13 protein-coding genes and 1 pseudogene (1 of these 14 only partly in view) are annotated in these 16048 nt (G+C 65.3%); 2 read left to right on the forward strand and 12 right to left on the reverse strand.

The features are described 5' to 3' along the window. The 7 genes from F784_RS0120685 to F784_RS0120715 form a co-directional block, all read right to left on the reverse strand. A protein-coding gene (locus F784_RS0120685) for a dipeptidase (protein ID WP_019588619.1) crosses the window boundary here: on the reverse strand, nucleotides 1-429 show its 5' portion. The gene continues 798 nt to the left of window position 1, outside the view; the window shows 429 of its 1227 coding nt (coding positions 1-429); its start codon is at nucleotides 427-429; its stop codon lies off the left edge, out of view. Nucleotides 430-479: 50 nt separating this feature from the next. Then, nucleotides 480-2030, reverse strand: coding sequence for an ABC transporter substrate-binding protein (locus tag F784_RS0120690; protein WP_026332623.1), 1551 nt, complete (start codon nucleotides 2028-2030; stop codon nucleotides 480-482). Next, on the reverse strand, nucleotides 2023-3438 hold the full coding sequence (locus tag F784_RS0120695; RefSeq protein ID WP_019588621.1) for a M20/M25/M40 family metallo-hydrolase: 1416 nt from the start codon (nucleotides 3436-3438) through the stop codon (nucleotides 2023-2025). The genes F784_RS0120690 and F784_RS0120695 overlap by 8 nt, the downstream gene beginning before the upstream one ends. A 142-nt stretch (nucleotides 3439-3580) precedes the next feature. Next, on the reverse strand, nucleotides 3581-4441 hold the full coding sequence (locus F784_RS0120700) for an ABC transporter permease (protein ID WP_019588622.1): 861 nt from the start codon (nucleotides 4439-4441) through the stop codon (nucleotides 3581-3583). Between the two features lies 1 nt (nucleotide 4442). Next, nucleotides 4443-5399, reverse strand: a complete 957-nt coding sequence (locus F784_RS0120705) for an ABC transporter permease (protein WP_019588623.1) — start codon at nucleotides 5397-5399, stop codon at nucleotides 4443-4445. Then, a complete protein-coding gene (locus tag F784_RS0120710; RefSeq protein ID WP_026332624.1) occupies nucleotides 5399-6937 on the reverse strand; it encodes an ABC transporter substrate-binding protein in 1539 nt (512 codons plus the stop codon). The genes F784_RS0120705 and F784_RS0120710 overlap by 1 nt, the downstream gene beginning before the upstream one ends. Continuing rightward, on the reverse strand, nucleotides 6937-8706 hold the full coding sequence (locus tag F784_RS0120715) for a M28 family peptidase (RefSeq protein ID WP_019588625.1): 1770 nt from the start codon (nucleotides 8704-8706) through the stop codon (nucleotides 6937-6939). Before F784_RS0120715 ends, F784_RS0120710 begins: the two co-directional genes overlap by 1 nt. A 79-nt stretch (nucleotides 8707-8785) precedes the next feature. On the opposite strand from F784_RS0120715, the gene F784_RS0120720 reads away from it, so the two are divergent. Next, the gene (locus tag F784_RS0120720) at nucleotides 8786-9607 is read left to right on the forward strand and encodes an IclR family transcriptional regulator (protein WP_019588626.1); all 822 of its coding nucleotides are present in this window, start codon (nucleotides 8786-8788) and stop codon (nucleotides 9605-9607) included. Between the two features lie 255 nt (nucleotides 9608-9862). Here F784_RS0120720 and F784_RS25680 read toward each other — a convergent pair. Continuing rightward, nucleotides 9863-10292 (reverse strand): annotated as a pseudogene (locus tag F784_RS25680) (DDE-type integrase/transposase/recombinase); the annotation flags it as partial. Nucleotides 10293-10481: 189 nt separating this feature from the next. After that, a complete protein-coding gene (locus tag F784_RS0120730; protein WP_019588628.1) occupies nucleotides 10482-10727 on the reverse strand; it encodes a hypothetical protein in 246 nt (81 codons plus the stop codon). Between the two features lie 416 nt (nucleotides 10728-11143). Between F784_RS0120730 and F784_RS0120735 the strand changes: the two genes are divergently transcribed. Continuing rightward, nucleotides 11144-12649: a protein adenylyltransferase SelO gene (locus F784_RS0120735; protein ID WP_019588629.1), complete on the forward strand. Its 1506-nt coding sequence runs from the start codon at nucleotides 11144-11146 to the stop codon at nucleotides 12647-12649. A gap of 419 nt (nucleotides 12650-13068) precedes the next feature. Here F784_RS0120735 and F784_RS0120740 read toward each other — a convergent pair whose 3' ends face one another. The 3 genes from F784_RS0120740 to F784_RS0120750 all read right to left on the reverse strand — a co-directional run. Continuing rightward, nucleotides 13069-13731, reverse strand: a complete 663-nt coding sequence (locus F784_RS0120740; RefSeq protein WP_157465423.1) for a hypothetical protein — start codon at nucleotides 13729-13731, stop codon at nucleotides 13069-13071. Between the two features lie 152 nt (nucleotides 13732-13883). Further along, on the reverse strand, nucleotides 13884-15209 hold the full coding sequence (locus F784_RS0120745; RefSeq protein ID WP_169405724.1) for an IS701 family transposase: 1326 nt from the start codon (nucleotides 15207-15209) through the stop codon (nucleotides 13884-13886). Between the two features lie 534 nt (nucleotides 15210-15743). After that, a partial coding sequence (locus F784_RS0120750) for a transposase (RefSeq protein ID WP_019588632.1) occupies nucleotides 15744-16048 on the reverse strand: 305 nt, incomplete at its 5' end.

The following is a 16048-nucleotide window of genomic DNA, read 5'->3' on the forward strand; positions in this document are numbered from 1 at the left end:
CTCCTGGTGCGCGATGTCGGACAGGCGCATGCCCAGGTCGTAGATGATGTCCTCCCACTTCCAGCCGCCGCGCGAAGTGATCATGGCGGTCCCGTTCATCAGGTTGTCGAACACCGCGTCGAGACCGGAGACACTCAGGCCCTCGTAGCCGGTGAAGTCCCGGCCCCAGCGGCGGAACTCCAGAAACTGGGAGAGGTCCTGCGGGGCCACGAAGCAGTGGTCGTGCAGCGAGATCATCAGCTCTTCCTGAAACAGCCGCCGCACCCGCGCCTCCTGCTCCGGGGTCACCTCGACCCGGCGGCTGGGAACCCGGTTGAGTTCGGGGGCCAGCGGCCAGACCCGATAATCCCTGCCCGCTTCCAGGTACGAGAACGACTTGTAGCCGCTGTAGTTCTTCTGCTGCATCGGGGCGTCCTGAAGGTCCGTCATGGGGGCTCCTGGTGGGGAAAAGTCGTGTCAGAAGGCTCGAGTGGGCACCCTTATTTTTCGACCGTATCCAGCTTCTCCGACCCCGTCGGGCTGGGGACCCAGCCCTTCACCCCTGCGCCGCTGGCCACCAGCAAGCGCGAATGCACGATAGGGATGCGCACGGCCTCCTTGAACATGATCTCGTCGACCTTCTGGTAGTAGGGCAGGCGCTGGGCCGCGTTCGGCAGCTTGCGGGCGCTGGCGAGGGCCGCGTCCGCCTCCGGGCTGGTCCAGCTGATGTCGGTGGTCGAGCCGCCAGCGATCAGGTAGGTGTAGGCGCTGTCAGGATCGGTGACGTACACGAAGCCGAGCATGAACGCCTGGAGCTTGCCGTCCTGGCGGTCCTGCAGGTACTTGGCCCAGTCGGCGGTCTTGAGGTTGACCTTGATGCCGATGGCCGAGAGGTCGGCGGCCATCGCCTCGGCAATGGGCTTCGGGGTCGGGTAGTAGGGGCGCGAGACGGGCATGTACCACAGGTCCAGCGTGAAGCCGTTCGGGTAACCCGCGGCGGCCAGCATCCTCTTGGCTGCCGCCGGATCGAACTTGTAATCGGTGACCGTCTTGGCGTAGTACCTCGCGAGGGGCGGCGGCAGCAGGTGGCCGTCAGTGGTACCCAGACCGTTCCAGAAGGCGTCCACGATGGCCTTCTTGTTCAGGGCCATGGCGATCGCCGTGCGAACCCGCACGTCCGAAAGCGGCTTGTAACTGGTGTTCAGCCCCAGGTACCCGAGATTGAGGGCGGGGCGCAGGACATCCCTCAGCTTGGCATTGGACTGGATAGCCTTGAGCTGGTCGGGGAGCAGCTCGGCCGCGATGTCCACCCCACCCGTGAGCAGCTCGTTGAGGCGCCCGGCGGGGTCCTTGACGAAGCGGAAGACCAGGGTGTCGGATTTGGGCAGCCCGGCGCGGAAGTACCTGGGATTGCGGCTGAGCTCCACGTTGACGCCGCTGGTCCACTTCTTCAGCACGAAGGGGCCCGTCCCCACCGCCAGACCTGCAGGGGTGCCGTACTGCACGGGGTCTTTCCGGATGGCCGTGGGGCTGGCGATGCCGAACAGCCCCGCGTCGGCCAGCACCGAGCCGAGGGCCGGATAGGGCTGCCCCAGCACGATGTCGATGGCGTAGGCATTCCTGACCCGCACGTCCTTGACGATGGAACTCGCCTCGCCCTTGAAGCCGCCCAGGTTGTTCTTCCAGCCCAGGAAGGGTTTCTTCGCGCCGAACTGGAAGCTGGGGTCCCACCACCGCAGGAAGTTGAAGCGCACGGCCTCCGCGTTCAGCGGCGTGCCGTCGTGGAACTTGACGTTCTGGCGCAGGTAGAACGTCCAGGTCAAACCGTCGTTGCTGGTGGTCCAGCGAAGCGCCAGGTCCGGCTGCAAATCCACGGTGCCGGGCTTGAAGCTGATCAGGCTGTTGTAGATCTGCGTCTGAACGTACGCACTGTTGCCGTCCGCCGTGACACTGGGGTCCAGGCTGATGGGCTCACCGCTCAGCCCAAACACAATGGTCTTCGCTGATGCGCCGCCCGCCAAGAGAAGTCCCGCCAGAAGCCATTTACGCATGTTCGTCTCCCTCCGGGGTCTGCCCCCGCGTGAATTCGTCCAGAAACGTGACCATCGACCGCTCGAAGTCCAGGATGCCCGCCACCGTGCAGTACTCGTTGCTGGAATGCTGCCGCGAGCCGTGGCCCAGGCCACCGGTGACGTAAGGCAGGCCCAGCAGGCGCTCGAAGACGTAATAGGGCGCACTTCCGGGATTGATAGGCCACAGCTGCAGCTCCCCGTGCAGCGCCCGGTAGGTGCGGATCATCGCCTGCACGGCGGGTTCGTCCAGGCTGAGCTTCGACCAGGGGTACTTGTTGTAGACCTTAATCTCGATGTCAGAGAATCCTCCCTCGTCCAGGTGAGCCCGCAACCCGGCCAGGACCTTATCGGGGTCCATGTCGGGCACCATCCGCACGTCCACCTTGGCCGTCGCCTGATGCGGGAGCACGGTCTTGGTTTCCGGGCCGATGTAGCCCGCGGCCAGGCCGTCGATATTGAGCTGCGGCTGCGAGAACAGCCGGTGCCAGGCCCGGCGGTCGTCCGGCTCCTTGAGCCGCCGCACGGCGTACGCTTCCCGGAACACCCCGGCGTCGAACAGGCCCCCGTCGATCTGCTCGTCGAGCAGGGCCGCCTCCCGGTCCGGGAGCGGGCGCACGTCGTCGAAAAAGCCCTTCACCCGAATGGTTTCGTCGTCGTCGATAAAGCTGGCGAGGGCTCGAGTGAGTCGCCACGCCGGATTCCTCACCCAGGCGTTGTAACTGCCGTGGATGCCGCGCTCGGTGGGGCCGCCCCAGTCGCCGCCGGTGCAGATCAGCTCCACGTACAGCATTCCCTTGGTGCCCAGCACCAGGCTGGGCATCCCGGCCTCATCCTGCTCGAAGAAGGGAAACAACACCGCGTCGGCCCGCCGGAGCCTATCCGCGTACCGCTCGGCAAAGGCCGGAAAAGAGCGGCTACCCATCTCCTCCTCGCCCTCGACGGCGAACAGCAGGTTGACCGGCAACTTCCCGTCCACCCGTTGAATGCTCCGCATGGCGGTGAAGAAGGCGGCGAGCGGCCCCTTGGTGTTGACGGCCCCCCGGCAGATGACGCTGGGCCCCAGCCCGGGCAGGTCGTGGATTTCGGCGCCGAACGGCTCGGCCATCCAGCCGTCCTCGTCGGTGGGCATCACGTCGTACATGCCGTAGATCAGCAGGGTCTGGGGAGCGTCCTGCCACAGCTCGCCGTACACGATGGGATGGCCCGGGGTCTCGACGACCTCGGCCTCGCCGCCCAGGGAGGCGATGAGATCGGCCACGGCGCGTGCCGTCTCGCGGATGCCTTCGCCGGTGTAACTGATGCTGGGCTGGCGCAGGAAGCGGCGGATGTCTTCCAGGTCGTCCTCAAAATGATGCTTCAGGTCAGCGTGGATGGCCTCAACGTTCATGCTCCTCCTTGGTATGGCTGCGAAACGCCGGGAACTCGCCGGAGTCCTCCGAAGCGGTGAAACCGTGGGCATGTGCCTCCCTGCGCCGAGGCCCGAATACCCTGCCATTCCATTTCTTCTGCATGGGCCTCCTGAAGTGCCTTCAACTGGTTGGATCCGTGGCGTCCCGCACGGCGTCGCCCAGCAGGTTGCTCGCCAGCACCGTGACGAGGATCAACAACCCGGGGTACACGGCAAGTCGGGGGGCGGTGTAGAAGTAGTTCTGGGCGCCGCTGAGCATGTTTCCCCAGCTGGCGTTGGGGGGCTGGATGCCCAGGCCGAGGAAGGACAGCGCCGATTCCGCCAGGATGGCCGTGCTAATGCCGACGCTGGCATTCACGATCAGGGTGGGCAGCACCTGGGGCAGCACGTGCCGGAACAGCACCCGGCCGTCGCGCCCGCCCAGCGCGCGGGCGGCCTCCACGTACTGCTCCTCGCGGTATTTCAGGACCTCGCCGCGCACCAGCCGGGCGAGCCCCATCCAGGAGGTCAGGCCGATGACGAGGACCAGCGGCACCAGCCCCGGGCCGAAAAAGGTCAGGGTGAGAACGCTGACGAAAAAGGCGGGCAGGGCCAGGATGCCGTCGGTGAACCGCATCAGCAGGCCCTCCAGCCACCCGCCATAGAATCCCGCCAGCGCGCCGATGAACGTGCCGACGATCAAGGAAACCAGCACCGCGAAGAGGCCGACCAGCAGGCTGACACGCCCACCGAGCATCAGCCGGATCAGGACGTCACGGCCGTTCTCATCGGTGCCCAGGGGATGGCTCCAGCTCACGCGCCCCAGGGTGTTGCCCAGGTCGAGGGCCTCCGGGTTGACGGGCCGCAGCACCGGCCCCAGGAACGCGAACAGGACCACCGCGATCAGGACGGCCGCCGCCGTGACCGCCACCGGGTCACGGCGCAGTCGACGCCAGGTTCGCTGGGCCGGCGCCTGGGGGGAGTTGAGCAGCCGGGCCGTCAAGTCAGACCTCCGTGCGGATCCGGGGGTCGATCAGGGGGTAGAGCAGATCGACGAGCAGGTTGAAGAGCACCACGGCGAGCGCCACCACCAGGGTCACGCCGAGGATCAGCGGGTAGTCGCGTCCCAGCGCCGCTTCCACGCTGAGCCGCCCCATGCCGGGCCACGCGAAGATGGTCTCGGTCACCGCGGCGCCCCCCACCAGGCGGGGGAGTTGCAGGCCGATCACGGTGACGACTGGGATCAGGGCATTCTTCAGGACGTGGCGCCGGTTCACGGCGCGCTGCGGCAGCCCTTTGGCCCGCGCCGTCCGGACATGGTCGAGCCGCGCGGCGCTGCGGACACTGGAACGTGTGTAGCGCAGCAGCTCCGCGATGGAAGCGCTCGCGAGCACGACTGCGGGCAGCAGGAGATGCCGCAGGAGGTCCCCCACGTCCCCTTCCCGGCCGGTGGTGTACATCCCGCCCGCGGGCAGCACCGGGCGCAGGACCGCGAGGGCGATGATCAGCATCAGGCCCAGCCAGAAGACGGGCACCGCGAGCACCACGACGCTGATCACGCTGATCAGCCGGTCCAGCCAGGAGTGCGGGCGCAGGCCGCAGAGGGTGCCGAGCGGCACCGCGACGAGCAGCGTCAGCAGCAGGGAGGCGCCCGCCAGGATGAGCGTGTTGCCCAGGCGCGAGGCGATGACCTGCAGGGTGGGCGTTCCGAACAGGAAGCTCTGCCCGAGGTCGCCCCGAACGGCGCTCCCCACGAACTTGAGAAACTGCAGCGGCAGGGGATCGTTCAGCCCCAGACGTGCCTCGATGGCGGCTCGTTCGGCGTCCCGCAGGGCCGGGTCCGCCAGCAGCGAGGGCCCCCCCGGGGCGAGCCGCACGATGAAAAAGGTCACGACCCCCACCACGGCCAGCACGACCAGCGCGTGCAGGACGCGCCGGGCGACGTATCCGGGGGTGAGCATCAGCGCAGCTGGAACCGCTCGCTATAGCGCAGGGCGTCGCGGATGCCCAGGTCAGGGACGCCGGTCAGCCTCTTGCTGATGGCCTGCAGTTCCTTGGGATAGTAGAGGACGAGCACCGGAGGGTCCTGCATGGTCAGCCGCTGGTAGGCGTTGTAGATGTTCTTGCGGGCGGCCGGGTCCACCGTCTCGCGGCCCCGCTTGAGCAGGGAGTCGGCGCGCGCGTTGCTCCAGGACGCCTCGTTGTTGTCCTGGCCGGTGGCGTAGAACGAGTATTGGTCCGGGTCGGGGGGGGTGGTCCACCAGATCAGGTTCGCGTCGTACTTCCCGGGAATCAGGTAGTCGCGCACCAAGGTGGCGAACTCCAGGGTCTGCAGGGTGACGTCCATGCCGATCTTCTTGAGGTCCTGCTGCACGGCCAGCGCCGCCTGTTCACGGGTGGCGTTGCCCTTGTCCACGATCAAGGTGAACTTGAAGGGCTCACCCTTGGCGTTCACGAGCATGCCCTGGGCATTGGGTTTCCAGCCCGCCTGCGCGAGGAGCTTTTTGGCCTGCGCCGGATCGTAGGTGATCGGCTTGATGGACTTGTCGTAGTAGGTGCGCAGCGCCGTCGGGATGGTGCTCGTGGGATAGGCGGCGTAGCCCTTGAGGATGCCGTCGATGATGGCCTTGCGGTTGACCGCATACTGCATCGCGCGCCGCACCGTGGCACTGGTAAACAGCGGGTTTTTCAGGTTGAAGAACACCAGGTAGTGCTGGACGGCGTCGGCCTGTTTGATGGTGACGTTCTGCGCGCCCTGGACGCTGGGCAGGTTGCTGGGTTCCAGCGTCACCCAGTCGAGCCCCCCGGAACGCAACTGCGCGACCTGGGTGTTGAGGTCCGGCACGACCTTGAAGGTGATGCCCGCCAGCTTGGGGGGGCCGCCGTAGTAGTCCTTGTTGGCGACCAGGGTGACGCTCGCACCGGGCACGACCCGGGAGACCTTGAAGGGCCCGGTGCCAATGGGCATCTGGCGGTTGAAGGCGGTCGCCGAGTTGAGGTCCTTGCCCTCCAGGAGATGTTTGGGCAGGATGCCCGCGTTGTGCCCCAGCAGGATCAGGAACGGCGCGAAGGGGCGGGAGAGGACGAAACGTACGGTGTTCTTGCCCCTCGCCTCCACCGACTTGATGGAGCTGAAGTCCGAAGCCAGGCGTGAACCGCTCTTCGGGTCCCGGGCCGCGTTGAACGTAAACACCACGTCATCGGCGGTAAACGGCTTGCCGTCGTGCCAGCGCACGTTGTCCCGCAGGGTAAAGGTGTAGACCAGGCCCCCGTTGGTGATCGTCCAGCTTTTGGCGAGGTCGGGGACCGGCTGGAGGTCCTCGTTGGGCCGCACCAGGCCTGGGAAGATCACCTTGTTCACCAGGATGCTGCCCAGCTCGGGCGCGATCAGGGGGTTCATGATCGGGTCGTTGATCAGGGGCAGCTGCAGGATGCCCTGCTGGGCCCCCGCGACCCCCACGCCCAGGGCGAAACTCAGCGCCATCAACGGTCGTTTCATCACTGTCCTCCTTGGACGGGAATCTCGATGCGTTCCAGGGCGCCCCGAACGGCGTCCCGGGCGTCCGTAAGGTGGGCGACCAGGCGGTTCTGGCCGCGGGTCGCGTGGGTGAGCACGAAACCGCGCTCTTCAGGACCGGCCCCCTCGAGCTGCCCGAGAATGGCGAGGTCGGGGAGCGTCGGCACATGCTCGGCGGGATCGTGGAAGAACGCGGGGACCTGCGTATAGCTGGCCTGAACGAGGTGCCGGGCCACCGAGATCAGCGCGACGTTCACCCGGCGCACCGCGGGAGACGCGAGGGACTCATCGCTCAACTCCTGGGCGGCGCGGACCAGCCGCTGCAGGTCGAGGCGCAGCTCGTGGACCGCCGAGCGCGTCGGGCTAAGATCGAAGGCCGTCCCCGCCGCAGCCGCGTACTCGTTCAGCGCCTCGCCGATCTCGTCCAGGGTCCGGGTGTAGTCGAAGGGGATGATGGTCTGGTTGGCGGTGCGGTAGGCCGACAGCAGGTAGATCCGGATGTCCTTGAGCAGGATGTCGCGGTCGGCCACCTCCAGGGTGTCGTCCTCGGTGTGCCAGGCGATGTTGCCCCCGCAGCCCCCCACCGCGTAATAGCCCTTCTCGGCGCGCAGGTCATCGGGCATAGTCGAGAGCAGCATGAAAAACCCGCTCAGCCCGATGTTGTTGAAGGAGTAGTCGCCCGCGCGCACCGGGCGTTCCGCGTGCATCTCCTGGCCCGTGACGTCACGGATGATGTCGCCCGCCCAGCCGGTGGCCTCCGCCATCACGCTCACGTCCTTGTACTCGGTCGCCCAGCGGCAGCCCGGAGAGTCGCAGTTGATCTGGACCACGCAGTTGCGGTACAGGTCCAGGGCGAAGTGGTCGGCATACCAGGTGCTCCCCGCGTACCGTCCGGTCGAGTGCCCCGGCCACCAGGCGATCCGGACGCTGCGGCGCAGCTCAGCACGGTGGTTCCAGAGGTTGCGGGCGACTTCCAGCAGGGTGGCGTCCCCGACGGCGTTGTCGCCCACCCCGTAATCCCAGGAGTCGTAGTGCCCGTGGAGCAGGACGAACGCCTCGGGGTCCTCCGTCCCGGGGATGGTGACGACGGGGATGGGCGAGGGAAACCAGCCCTCCTCCAGATCGGTCTTCAGTACGGCGTTCGCCCCGGCCTGCGCCAGTTCGATCAGCCGGTCCCCATCGGGCCGGTTGACGTTGGCGACCGCCACCTGGGGTTTGCGCGGCAGGTCGTGCAGGTCCGGGGTTCCCCAGATGCTCGTGCAGATGCCCCAGTGGGCGCGGGCCCCGGGGTTGATGGCGATCACGCCCACCGCCCCGCGCCGTTCGAGTTCCCGGATCTTGCCCGGCATGCCGAAGCCCTCGGTGATGACGATCTTGCCGCGGACATCCACATTCCCCGCCAGGAGGGCGCTGGAGAACATGTCGTCGGCATTCGCCGCGTACACGCTGGGCTGGTAGACCAGGGGTGCCGCCAGCCCGTCCCGGTAGATGGCACTCATGGCCATCGGCTTGGCGAAGAAGGTCTCGTCGCCGACTGTCACGCTCGCCTGACGCGGCAGGCTGAGAAACAGGTCCGCGCGGTGCACCTCGACGGGAATGCCGAGCTCACGGAGGCGCTGCTCGATCTGCTCCGCGGCGCGCTGCACGTCGCTGGGGTGCTCGCGCTTGAGGCTGCTGAAGGTCGTGATCAGGTCCCAGGGTCGGTCGAGCGTGACGGCGTCGAGAAGCTGGCGTTCTGCAGCGTGCAGCATATCCATCCCCCTGTGATTCACCAGGTGAACTAACGATTCATATGGTGGACTGTATTTGCGTGTAGTGTGCGGTCAACGTATGCCAAAGTCAAGTGCAGCCCCGGAGTCCTCAGCGGAGTACACCATCTCGGCCCTGGAAGCTGGCCTGCAGGTCCTGGCCCTGGTCGGCCAATTCCCGGAACTGAAAATCCCGCAGCTGGCCACCCGGGCGGGCATGACGAGGAGCAAGGTCTACCGAATCCTCCAGACGCTGGCGCGCCTCGGTTACGTCTGGTTCGACGACGAGCACGCGGTGCGCCTGGGCTCGGCTTCCCTCATCCTCGGTCAGCAGGCCCGGGAGCAGTATTCGCTGAACCAGGCGGCCCGGCCGATCCTCGACCGACTGGCGGACGAGACCGGGGAAAATATCCACCTCGTGGTCCGTGAAGGCCAGCATTCCCTGGTCGTCGACGTCCGAACCTCACCACACCCGGTGAGAATGTTCGCTCGTATCGGGCGCGTCGGCCCTCTCCATGCCGGTGGGTCGTCCAAGGTGCTGCTCGCTTACGCGCCCCGGGACGTACTGGACGCCATTCTCTCCCGGCCCCTCGAACGGTTCACCGCGGGCACCATCACCGATGCCGCGGCACTGGAACAGGCGCTGCGCCACATCCGGGAAGACGGGACGCATGTGGCGATCTCGGATCTGGAGGAGGACACCTTCTCGATTGCCGCCCCCATCTTCGATGACCAGGGTCAGGCCGTGGCGTCCGTCAGCATCGCCGGGCCACTGATGCGCCTCGACCCGAACAATCAGGAGCGGTACCTTGGCCTGATCCGCGAAGCCAGCCGCGAGCTTTCAGAGCGTCTTGGATTTTCGGCTGGACTGCAGCTGGCCGAATGGTCAGCCACAACCCCGTGACAGCGTTCGAAACCTCTCCAGGAGGGAGGCCCGCAAGGCAGGGCAACGCTCGCCTCGCTCAGAAAGGTTGCCAGGCGGCGACAAGCTTTCCGCGATTCGCCCCACCAGGAGACTGAATTCGCTCATGGGTACCTGGAGCTTCAGGTGTCCAGCCTACACAACTTTTGGTAAAGGGGCAGGGTCACCAGCAGCCTTGCAAAGGTTCTGGCAACCTCATTGAGGCAGGGTCGATTACTGCAGCAGGTGGCCTGAACGTCAGGCCGCCTGATGAATCGCCTCCTGTCCGACCTGGAACGCTGTGGACGGGGTGCCTCGTCGGACCGGGGCGGGGACGGTGATTCGGGTGTGCCGGTGAAGGTTCGAGACTCGGGCGTGCGGGGCGAGAACTTCCTGAGTGCGCCGTCGTCGCTTGAAGCTGAGCTGGCTGCGTTCCTGCCGCCGTGCCCGGCGATGCGACTGTCCACGAGGTTGTTGCAGCGGCGGTGGGGACAACCTGGACGTGCTCCACACGGTGGAGCACGGGAAGCTCGCGCAGCGCTGCCCCGCACTGGAGCTGGTCGGTGTGAAGGACCTCCGGGACGTCGTCTTCTCCCAACAACCTGCAGAAGAACGTTCTGGCCGCCTCAGTGTCGCGGTGTTGCCACAGGAAGACGTCCAGCACGGCCCCGTATTCATCCACGGCTCGCGACCGCTCAGCGCCCAGAGGCGGCTCTGAGCGCGCTGTCAGCGCGAGGAGGGTTTCACCCCGCTGACGTCAACGCACCTCTCGTCGGTCGGCTGTCCGGTTTGACCATCTCCCCTACCGCCCCTACACCTACCATGCGAATGCAGCCATCAGGGGTACGGCCACGACGAGCTCTTAGACTTGAGCGCTTTACGGCACGCGTACGGTAATCGGTATGTCGAGGCTGTGTACCGGGAGCTCCGTTACCTCAGGGATGGCATAGGACGTGGAGAGCCGAAGCGTCATGCGGTAATCACCTGAGGCCACGTTGATGGCCTGAATCCCCACGTCGCCCTCCAGAGTGCCGTCATCACGAACCCGTAAAGTGTTTGGTGTCAGGAACAGGTCAATTCCGGGGGCAGCAACCAGCAGCGACGCGAAAAACCAGCTGGCCATCCTCACCCGCCGTCGGCTTCTCACCCGAGATCACAATCCAACCGCCCTTATCCGCGATCACGACGCCAGGCCCCAGCAGGGGGCTGGGTTTCGGCACCCAGATAATCAACGCCTCGTGCAGCGTCCTGACACCGCTCGTGTCAAGGCAACCAAACGCATCCCACTCAATCCAGCGACTTCCCAAAAACGCCCACCTGCTGAGCGCTTTTTTGAACTACTGGGTTTACTATGTCCCATAGAATCACAGCTTTTCCCAATTCCGGTGCACCCACGGTACACACCCATCAGCGAGGTCACGGGGACGCCCGGCTGCTACAAAAACCCCTATGGTCTGGATCATCTGATTCCGCTTCCTGAGACTCCACGACTGTGAGCTGAGTTCGGCAAGACGGTGGGCAGGCGTCAGACTACCCGACATGTCTGCCTCCACGTTTCGGTTCGACAATACCTATGCGCGGGACCTGCAGGGCTTCTACGCGCCCTGGAAGCCAGCTTCCGTTCCTTCACCGAGCTTGCTGTTCTTCAACCGTGAACTGACCCTTGAGCTGGGGCTGGATCCCGAAAGGCTGGACGGGCCCGAAGGTGCGGCCATCTTTGCTGGCAACCAGGTTCCTGAGGGGGCCGAACCGCTCGCCCAAGCCTATGCTGGCCATCAGTTCGGCGGGTTCTCGCCTCAACTGGGCGACGGACGCGCCCTGCTGTTGGGTGAGGTCATTGATCGGCTCGGACGCCGCCGCGACATCATGCTCAAGGGCTCGGGCCGCACCCCCTTCTCGAGGGGGGGCGACGGCAAGGCGGCCGTTGGCCCCATGCTGCGTGAGGTGCTGATCGGCGAAGCCATGCATGCACTCGGGATCCCGACCACACGTGCCCTCGCGGTGGCGGGCACGGGCGAGCCTGTCTACCGTGAGCGGCCCCTGCCGGGTGCCGTGCTCACCCGCGTGGCGGCGAGCCACCTGCGCGTAGGCACCTTCGAGTTCTTCAGCGCTCGCCGCGACACGGAACGGGTCCGGCAGCTCGCTGACTACGCCATTGCCCGGCATGACCCAGACCTCGTCGGTACAACTGACCGGTATCTTGCCCTGCTCCGGCGAGTGGCACAGCGGCAAGCCGCTCTCATTGCTCAATGGATGAATGTCGGATTCATCCACGGGGTGATGAACACCGACAACGTGACGATTTCCGGGGAGACGATCGATTACGGACCGTGTGCCTTCATGGAGGCGTACAACCCGGACGCGGTGTTCAGTTCCATTGACCGTGGTGGGCGCTACGCCTACGGCAATCAGCCCCTGATTGCGCGCTGGAGCCTTGCGCGCCTGGCCGAGACCCTGCTGCCGCTCATCGCCGAAGATGAGAGCGAAGGCGCCGTGTCGAAAGCCGTCGGCCGGGCGACCGAGGTAATTGATGCATTCCCTGAGTGGTACGCCGCCGCGCTGTTGAAAGGCCAGCGAGAGAAGTTGGGCCTGCGAGGTGGCGACGATGAGCCGGACCGCGCGCTCGCGGCGGACTGGTTGACGCTGCTGCACCAATACGGGGTGGACTTCACCCTCGGGTGGCGACGACTTGCCGATGCGGCGGACGGCGATGACATGCTGCTTCGTTCCCTCTTCCCCCAACCGCAGGCGCCCGACGCCTGGCTTGCCCGCTGGCGATCACGTGTTGAGAGCGAAGGCGGGCATGCCCTGGAATGGAGCGAACGAGCCGAGCGCATGCGCCGCGTCAACCCGGCGGTCATCCCGCGCAACCACCGCGTTGAGGAAGCGTTGTCAGCGGCCTCCGACAAAGGAGATCTCGCCCCATTCAGGCGCCTGCTGACTGCGCTGAGGCGGCCTTACGACGAGACGCAGGACCAGGCCGAATACATCGAACCGGCTGGCGCTGAGGTAACGGCCTGCTACCGCACCTTCTGCGGCACCTGACGACGCCATCCGGGTCAGGCATAGATTTCGTTACCTCCTGCCAATGACCGATCTGAGCGTAACGCGGTAGTAGAGCCACGGAAGGTTTTGGACCCCTTACCTCTACCGGTCAAGGTGACCAAATCACGCCCGCTCAACCCAACGACTTCCCAAGAAGGCCTGCTGAGCGGGCGTTTTTCCTTTTCTCCCCTCCCCTGCCTTCCCCCCTATTCGCATCGTTTCCCATCTCTACCGCACACATCACGCCCTCTAGTGGGCCGTCAAGAACGGTCTGTCATTGTCAGGCTGCTGCAAGCACCGCCAGGAGGAAGGGCTCCTTGACAGACCAAAGTTGACGGCCCACTAGCAGGACTTTGTCACTCTGGGGTGGCGCTCAGCTGCCCCTTGCGAAAAACTGACGCACCTTTCCTGACAGACCACTAGAAGGTCGCATCATGAATGACCCAACGCCCGTTGTAGGTGGAGCCCACCTGAGCCTCGTAACGGACCGCTCGATACCGCTGTATGACGGGGTCGTACGTTCCCGTCTCATGGACGATGTTCCAGCCAGGCTGCAGTCGCACGTCGAAGGTGTATGCCTCTCCGGTGGCGGCGCACGTCACCTCTCCCCTCATTGCACCTACCGCCTGGGTGAAGAAGAACAGGCGGCGGTCCGTGAAGGTCGTGCCGTCGGGCTGACGGACATCCGTTTGTGCGCGCAGTTCATAAGGTCCTCTGGTGTCGAGGAACGTCAGGGCGCTCAGCGAAGTGTAGGGCACGTCGCGCTCCACGGTGAGGCGAGTCACGTCACACCGCTGCGCCAGTTGAGTGCGCCACTCGGAAAGGTTTCGCGCCGGGAGAGACGTCATGACCGATACCTCAATCCGCACTATGACTGCACCACTCGCCGAAAGCGTGCCGACATGGCCGACCGTGACGTTATTGAAGGTGAAGAACAGGTCGGCGTCGGACGAAACGGCATTGTCCAGCATGCCGCTCCCGATGAACGCCCTACTTGTCGGATCATCACCCGGGGACGTGGCCGGAGAGCCGCACGCGGTGAGCACGGCGGCGAGGAGCAGCAGTGGTCGTGCGGCGGTCATGGTTCAGTCTGGCACACCGGGGAGAGCGGCACGCCCACAGAAGTGACTGGGCTGAACAAGTGACAGTTCTCCGGCCCCCCTATGGCAACCAGAATCCACACCTTAGCCTTCTCCATACGGAGGTCAGTAGGACATGTCACCCTCCTGTGGGCTCATGGAGGCGCTCCCTGCAGTTGTTCCCCACAATGCGGACAGCGACCGAGCCGGACCTCCTCCAGGGTCCGGCTCGCTTCTCGCCGTGCCTGGGGCAAGGTCACGACCTGCGCGGTGCCACAGGTCGAGGCGCGTACCGTTTGCAAGAACAACATCGTCAATATCACCAACGCCACGTGGTGCGTCAGGCCCCGCCACGACCGCCCCTCGAAATGGTCGAGTCCCAGTTCCTCCTTGGCCTGCTCGTGCAGCGTTTCGCACCCCCAGCGCGCCTTGATGTCCCGTACGATCTGCGTTTTGGAAGTATTGGCCGGGTGGTTGGTGACGTAGTACTTGATCTTACCACCTCGACGCTTCTCCCCGACCACCCAGACCAGCTCGCCGGGGAGATGGCGGCCACGGGCGTCCTCGACACCATCGGCAATGCGTGCTCGCACGACCAGCCAGCGCGACTTCTTGCCGCCCTTGACCGTGTGCCAGTGATGCGGCGGTAAGGCATGCAGCACGTCCCTGACGGGACGTGCCTGCTCACTCGGAACCGGATGCTTGCTGGGTCGCCCCTTTCCCTTGGCTTTTGGCGGCGGGTCGTGGACGGTCACGTGCTGGCCGAAGACCTTCTGGTGCCCCACGACCCCCACGGCCCAGGTCAGGCCCGGTGTGGTGAGCGCCCGACGGAACTCTTTGCTGACGCCGTATCCGGCGTCAGCCAGGACGATGCGAAACGTCACGCCCTGGGCTCGGACCCGGTCGAGTTCTTCCAGGGCGAGGTCGGCCTTAGACCTGTACGTTTGAAGGTCCTCGGGCACGCCCGCGAGGCAGCAACGCGCTGGATCGTTCGTCCAGCCCCTGGGCAGAAACAGCCGCATGCCGAGCGGCGCGAAGACACGCTGGTCGGCCAGGGTCAGGGTCACCAGCGCCTGACAGCCGCAGGCCGAGCTACGCTCGGCCAGTCGGTTGGCGAGTTTCCCCAGCGCACCGCAATACTGGTGGGCCACGCCGACGCTGTGCTCGCCGCTTTTAGGCAGAGCGGTGTCATCAATGATCAGCACGCCCTTCTTCCCAGCGCAGAGGGACTGAGCGCGTTCGGCCAGGAGGCAGTCGAGTGAATCAGTCGTCCAGGGGCTGACGTTCAGGAAATGGTGGAGGCGTTGGTACGGCCACCCGACGTGCTCAGCGATGGGCTCGGTACTCTTTCGTTCCAACGGAGCGAGCAGGCCCCGAACGTATCTGGGGAGGCAGGTGCGCTGCTTGGGATGGTCGAGGGTTTTCAGACAGGGAGACAGGAAGTCCGAAAATGACCGCTGCCAGTTGTGGGGGACGGGCACGACTGCCAGGATCGGTCACCACGGCGAGGGGCGGCTGAGCGCCGCCCCAGACTGACAAAGTCCTGCTATGGGCCGTCAAGTTTGGTCTGTCAAGGAGCCCTTCCTCCTGGCGGTGCTTGCAGCAGCCTGACAGTGACAGACCGTTCTTGACAGCCCACTAGTGGGCTGTCAGGAACGGTCTGTCACTTCTAACTGGCTGCAACTACGGCCGAAGGGGAAGGAGCCCTGACAGACCAAACTTGACGATCCACTAGGGCGTGTAGGCCAAGTGCGGAGGGCCGGAGAATATACGGCTACAACGTAGTTCTGAGGCAGAGCTACCAGGGAGTGCTGAAGGTGACTCCGGTCTCTCGGCACCGTCTGGCTCGACCTCTCCCACTTCCCGCTGGTCCACTTCGCCCCCTTGGCCTACACGCCCTAGTCCAGTGTCCACTTCGATTTGTCACATGGTGGAAGAAGAAAAAGTGGTTTAAGCGCACTCTCTTTCGGGCAGATGAAGTGCCAGACGAAAGTGGACACTGGACTAGTGGGCTGTCAGGAAAGGTCTGTCAGTTTTCTGGGGTAGAGACGGCTGAGCTTGGAGCGTGCCGTCTCCGAGGTGAAGGCCCAGTCGATGGGTCGGCCCCGCTCGTTGCGCAGCTTCCCGTACACCCCGACCACGCGCTCCAACTCTTCGCTCGTCCCGATGCGGTGATCAAGGGCCTGACGGGTCAACGCCGCAAACTCAAGCTCAATGGCGTTGAGCCAACTGCCGTGCTTGGGGGTGAAGTGCAACTCCAACTTCCGGGCCACGCGACGCGCTTCTGTCGGTTCAAAGGCCTCGTACAGCGCCCCTTTGC

This window comes from Deinococcus apachensis DSM 19763 (assembly GCF_000381345.1).
In the GTDB taxonomy this organism is placed as follows: Bacteria; Deinococcota; Deinococci; order Deinococcales; family Deinococcaceae; genus Deinococcus; species Deinococcus apachensis.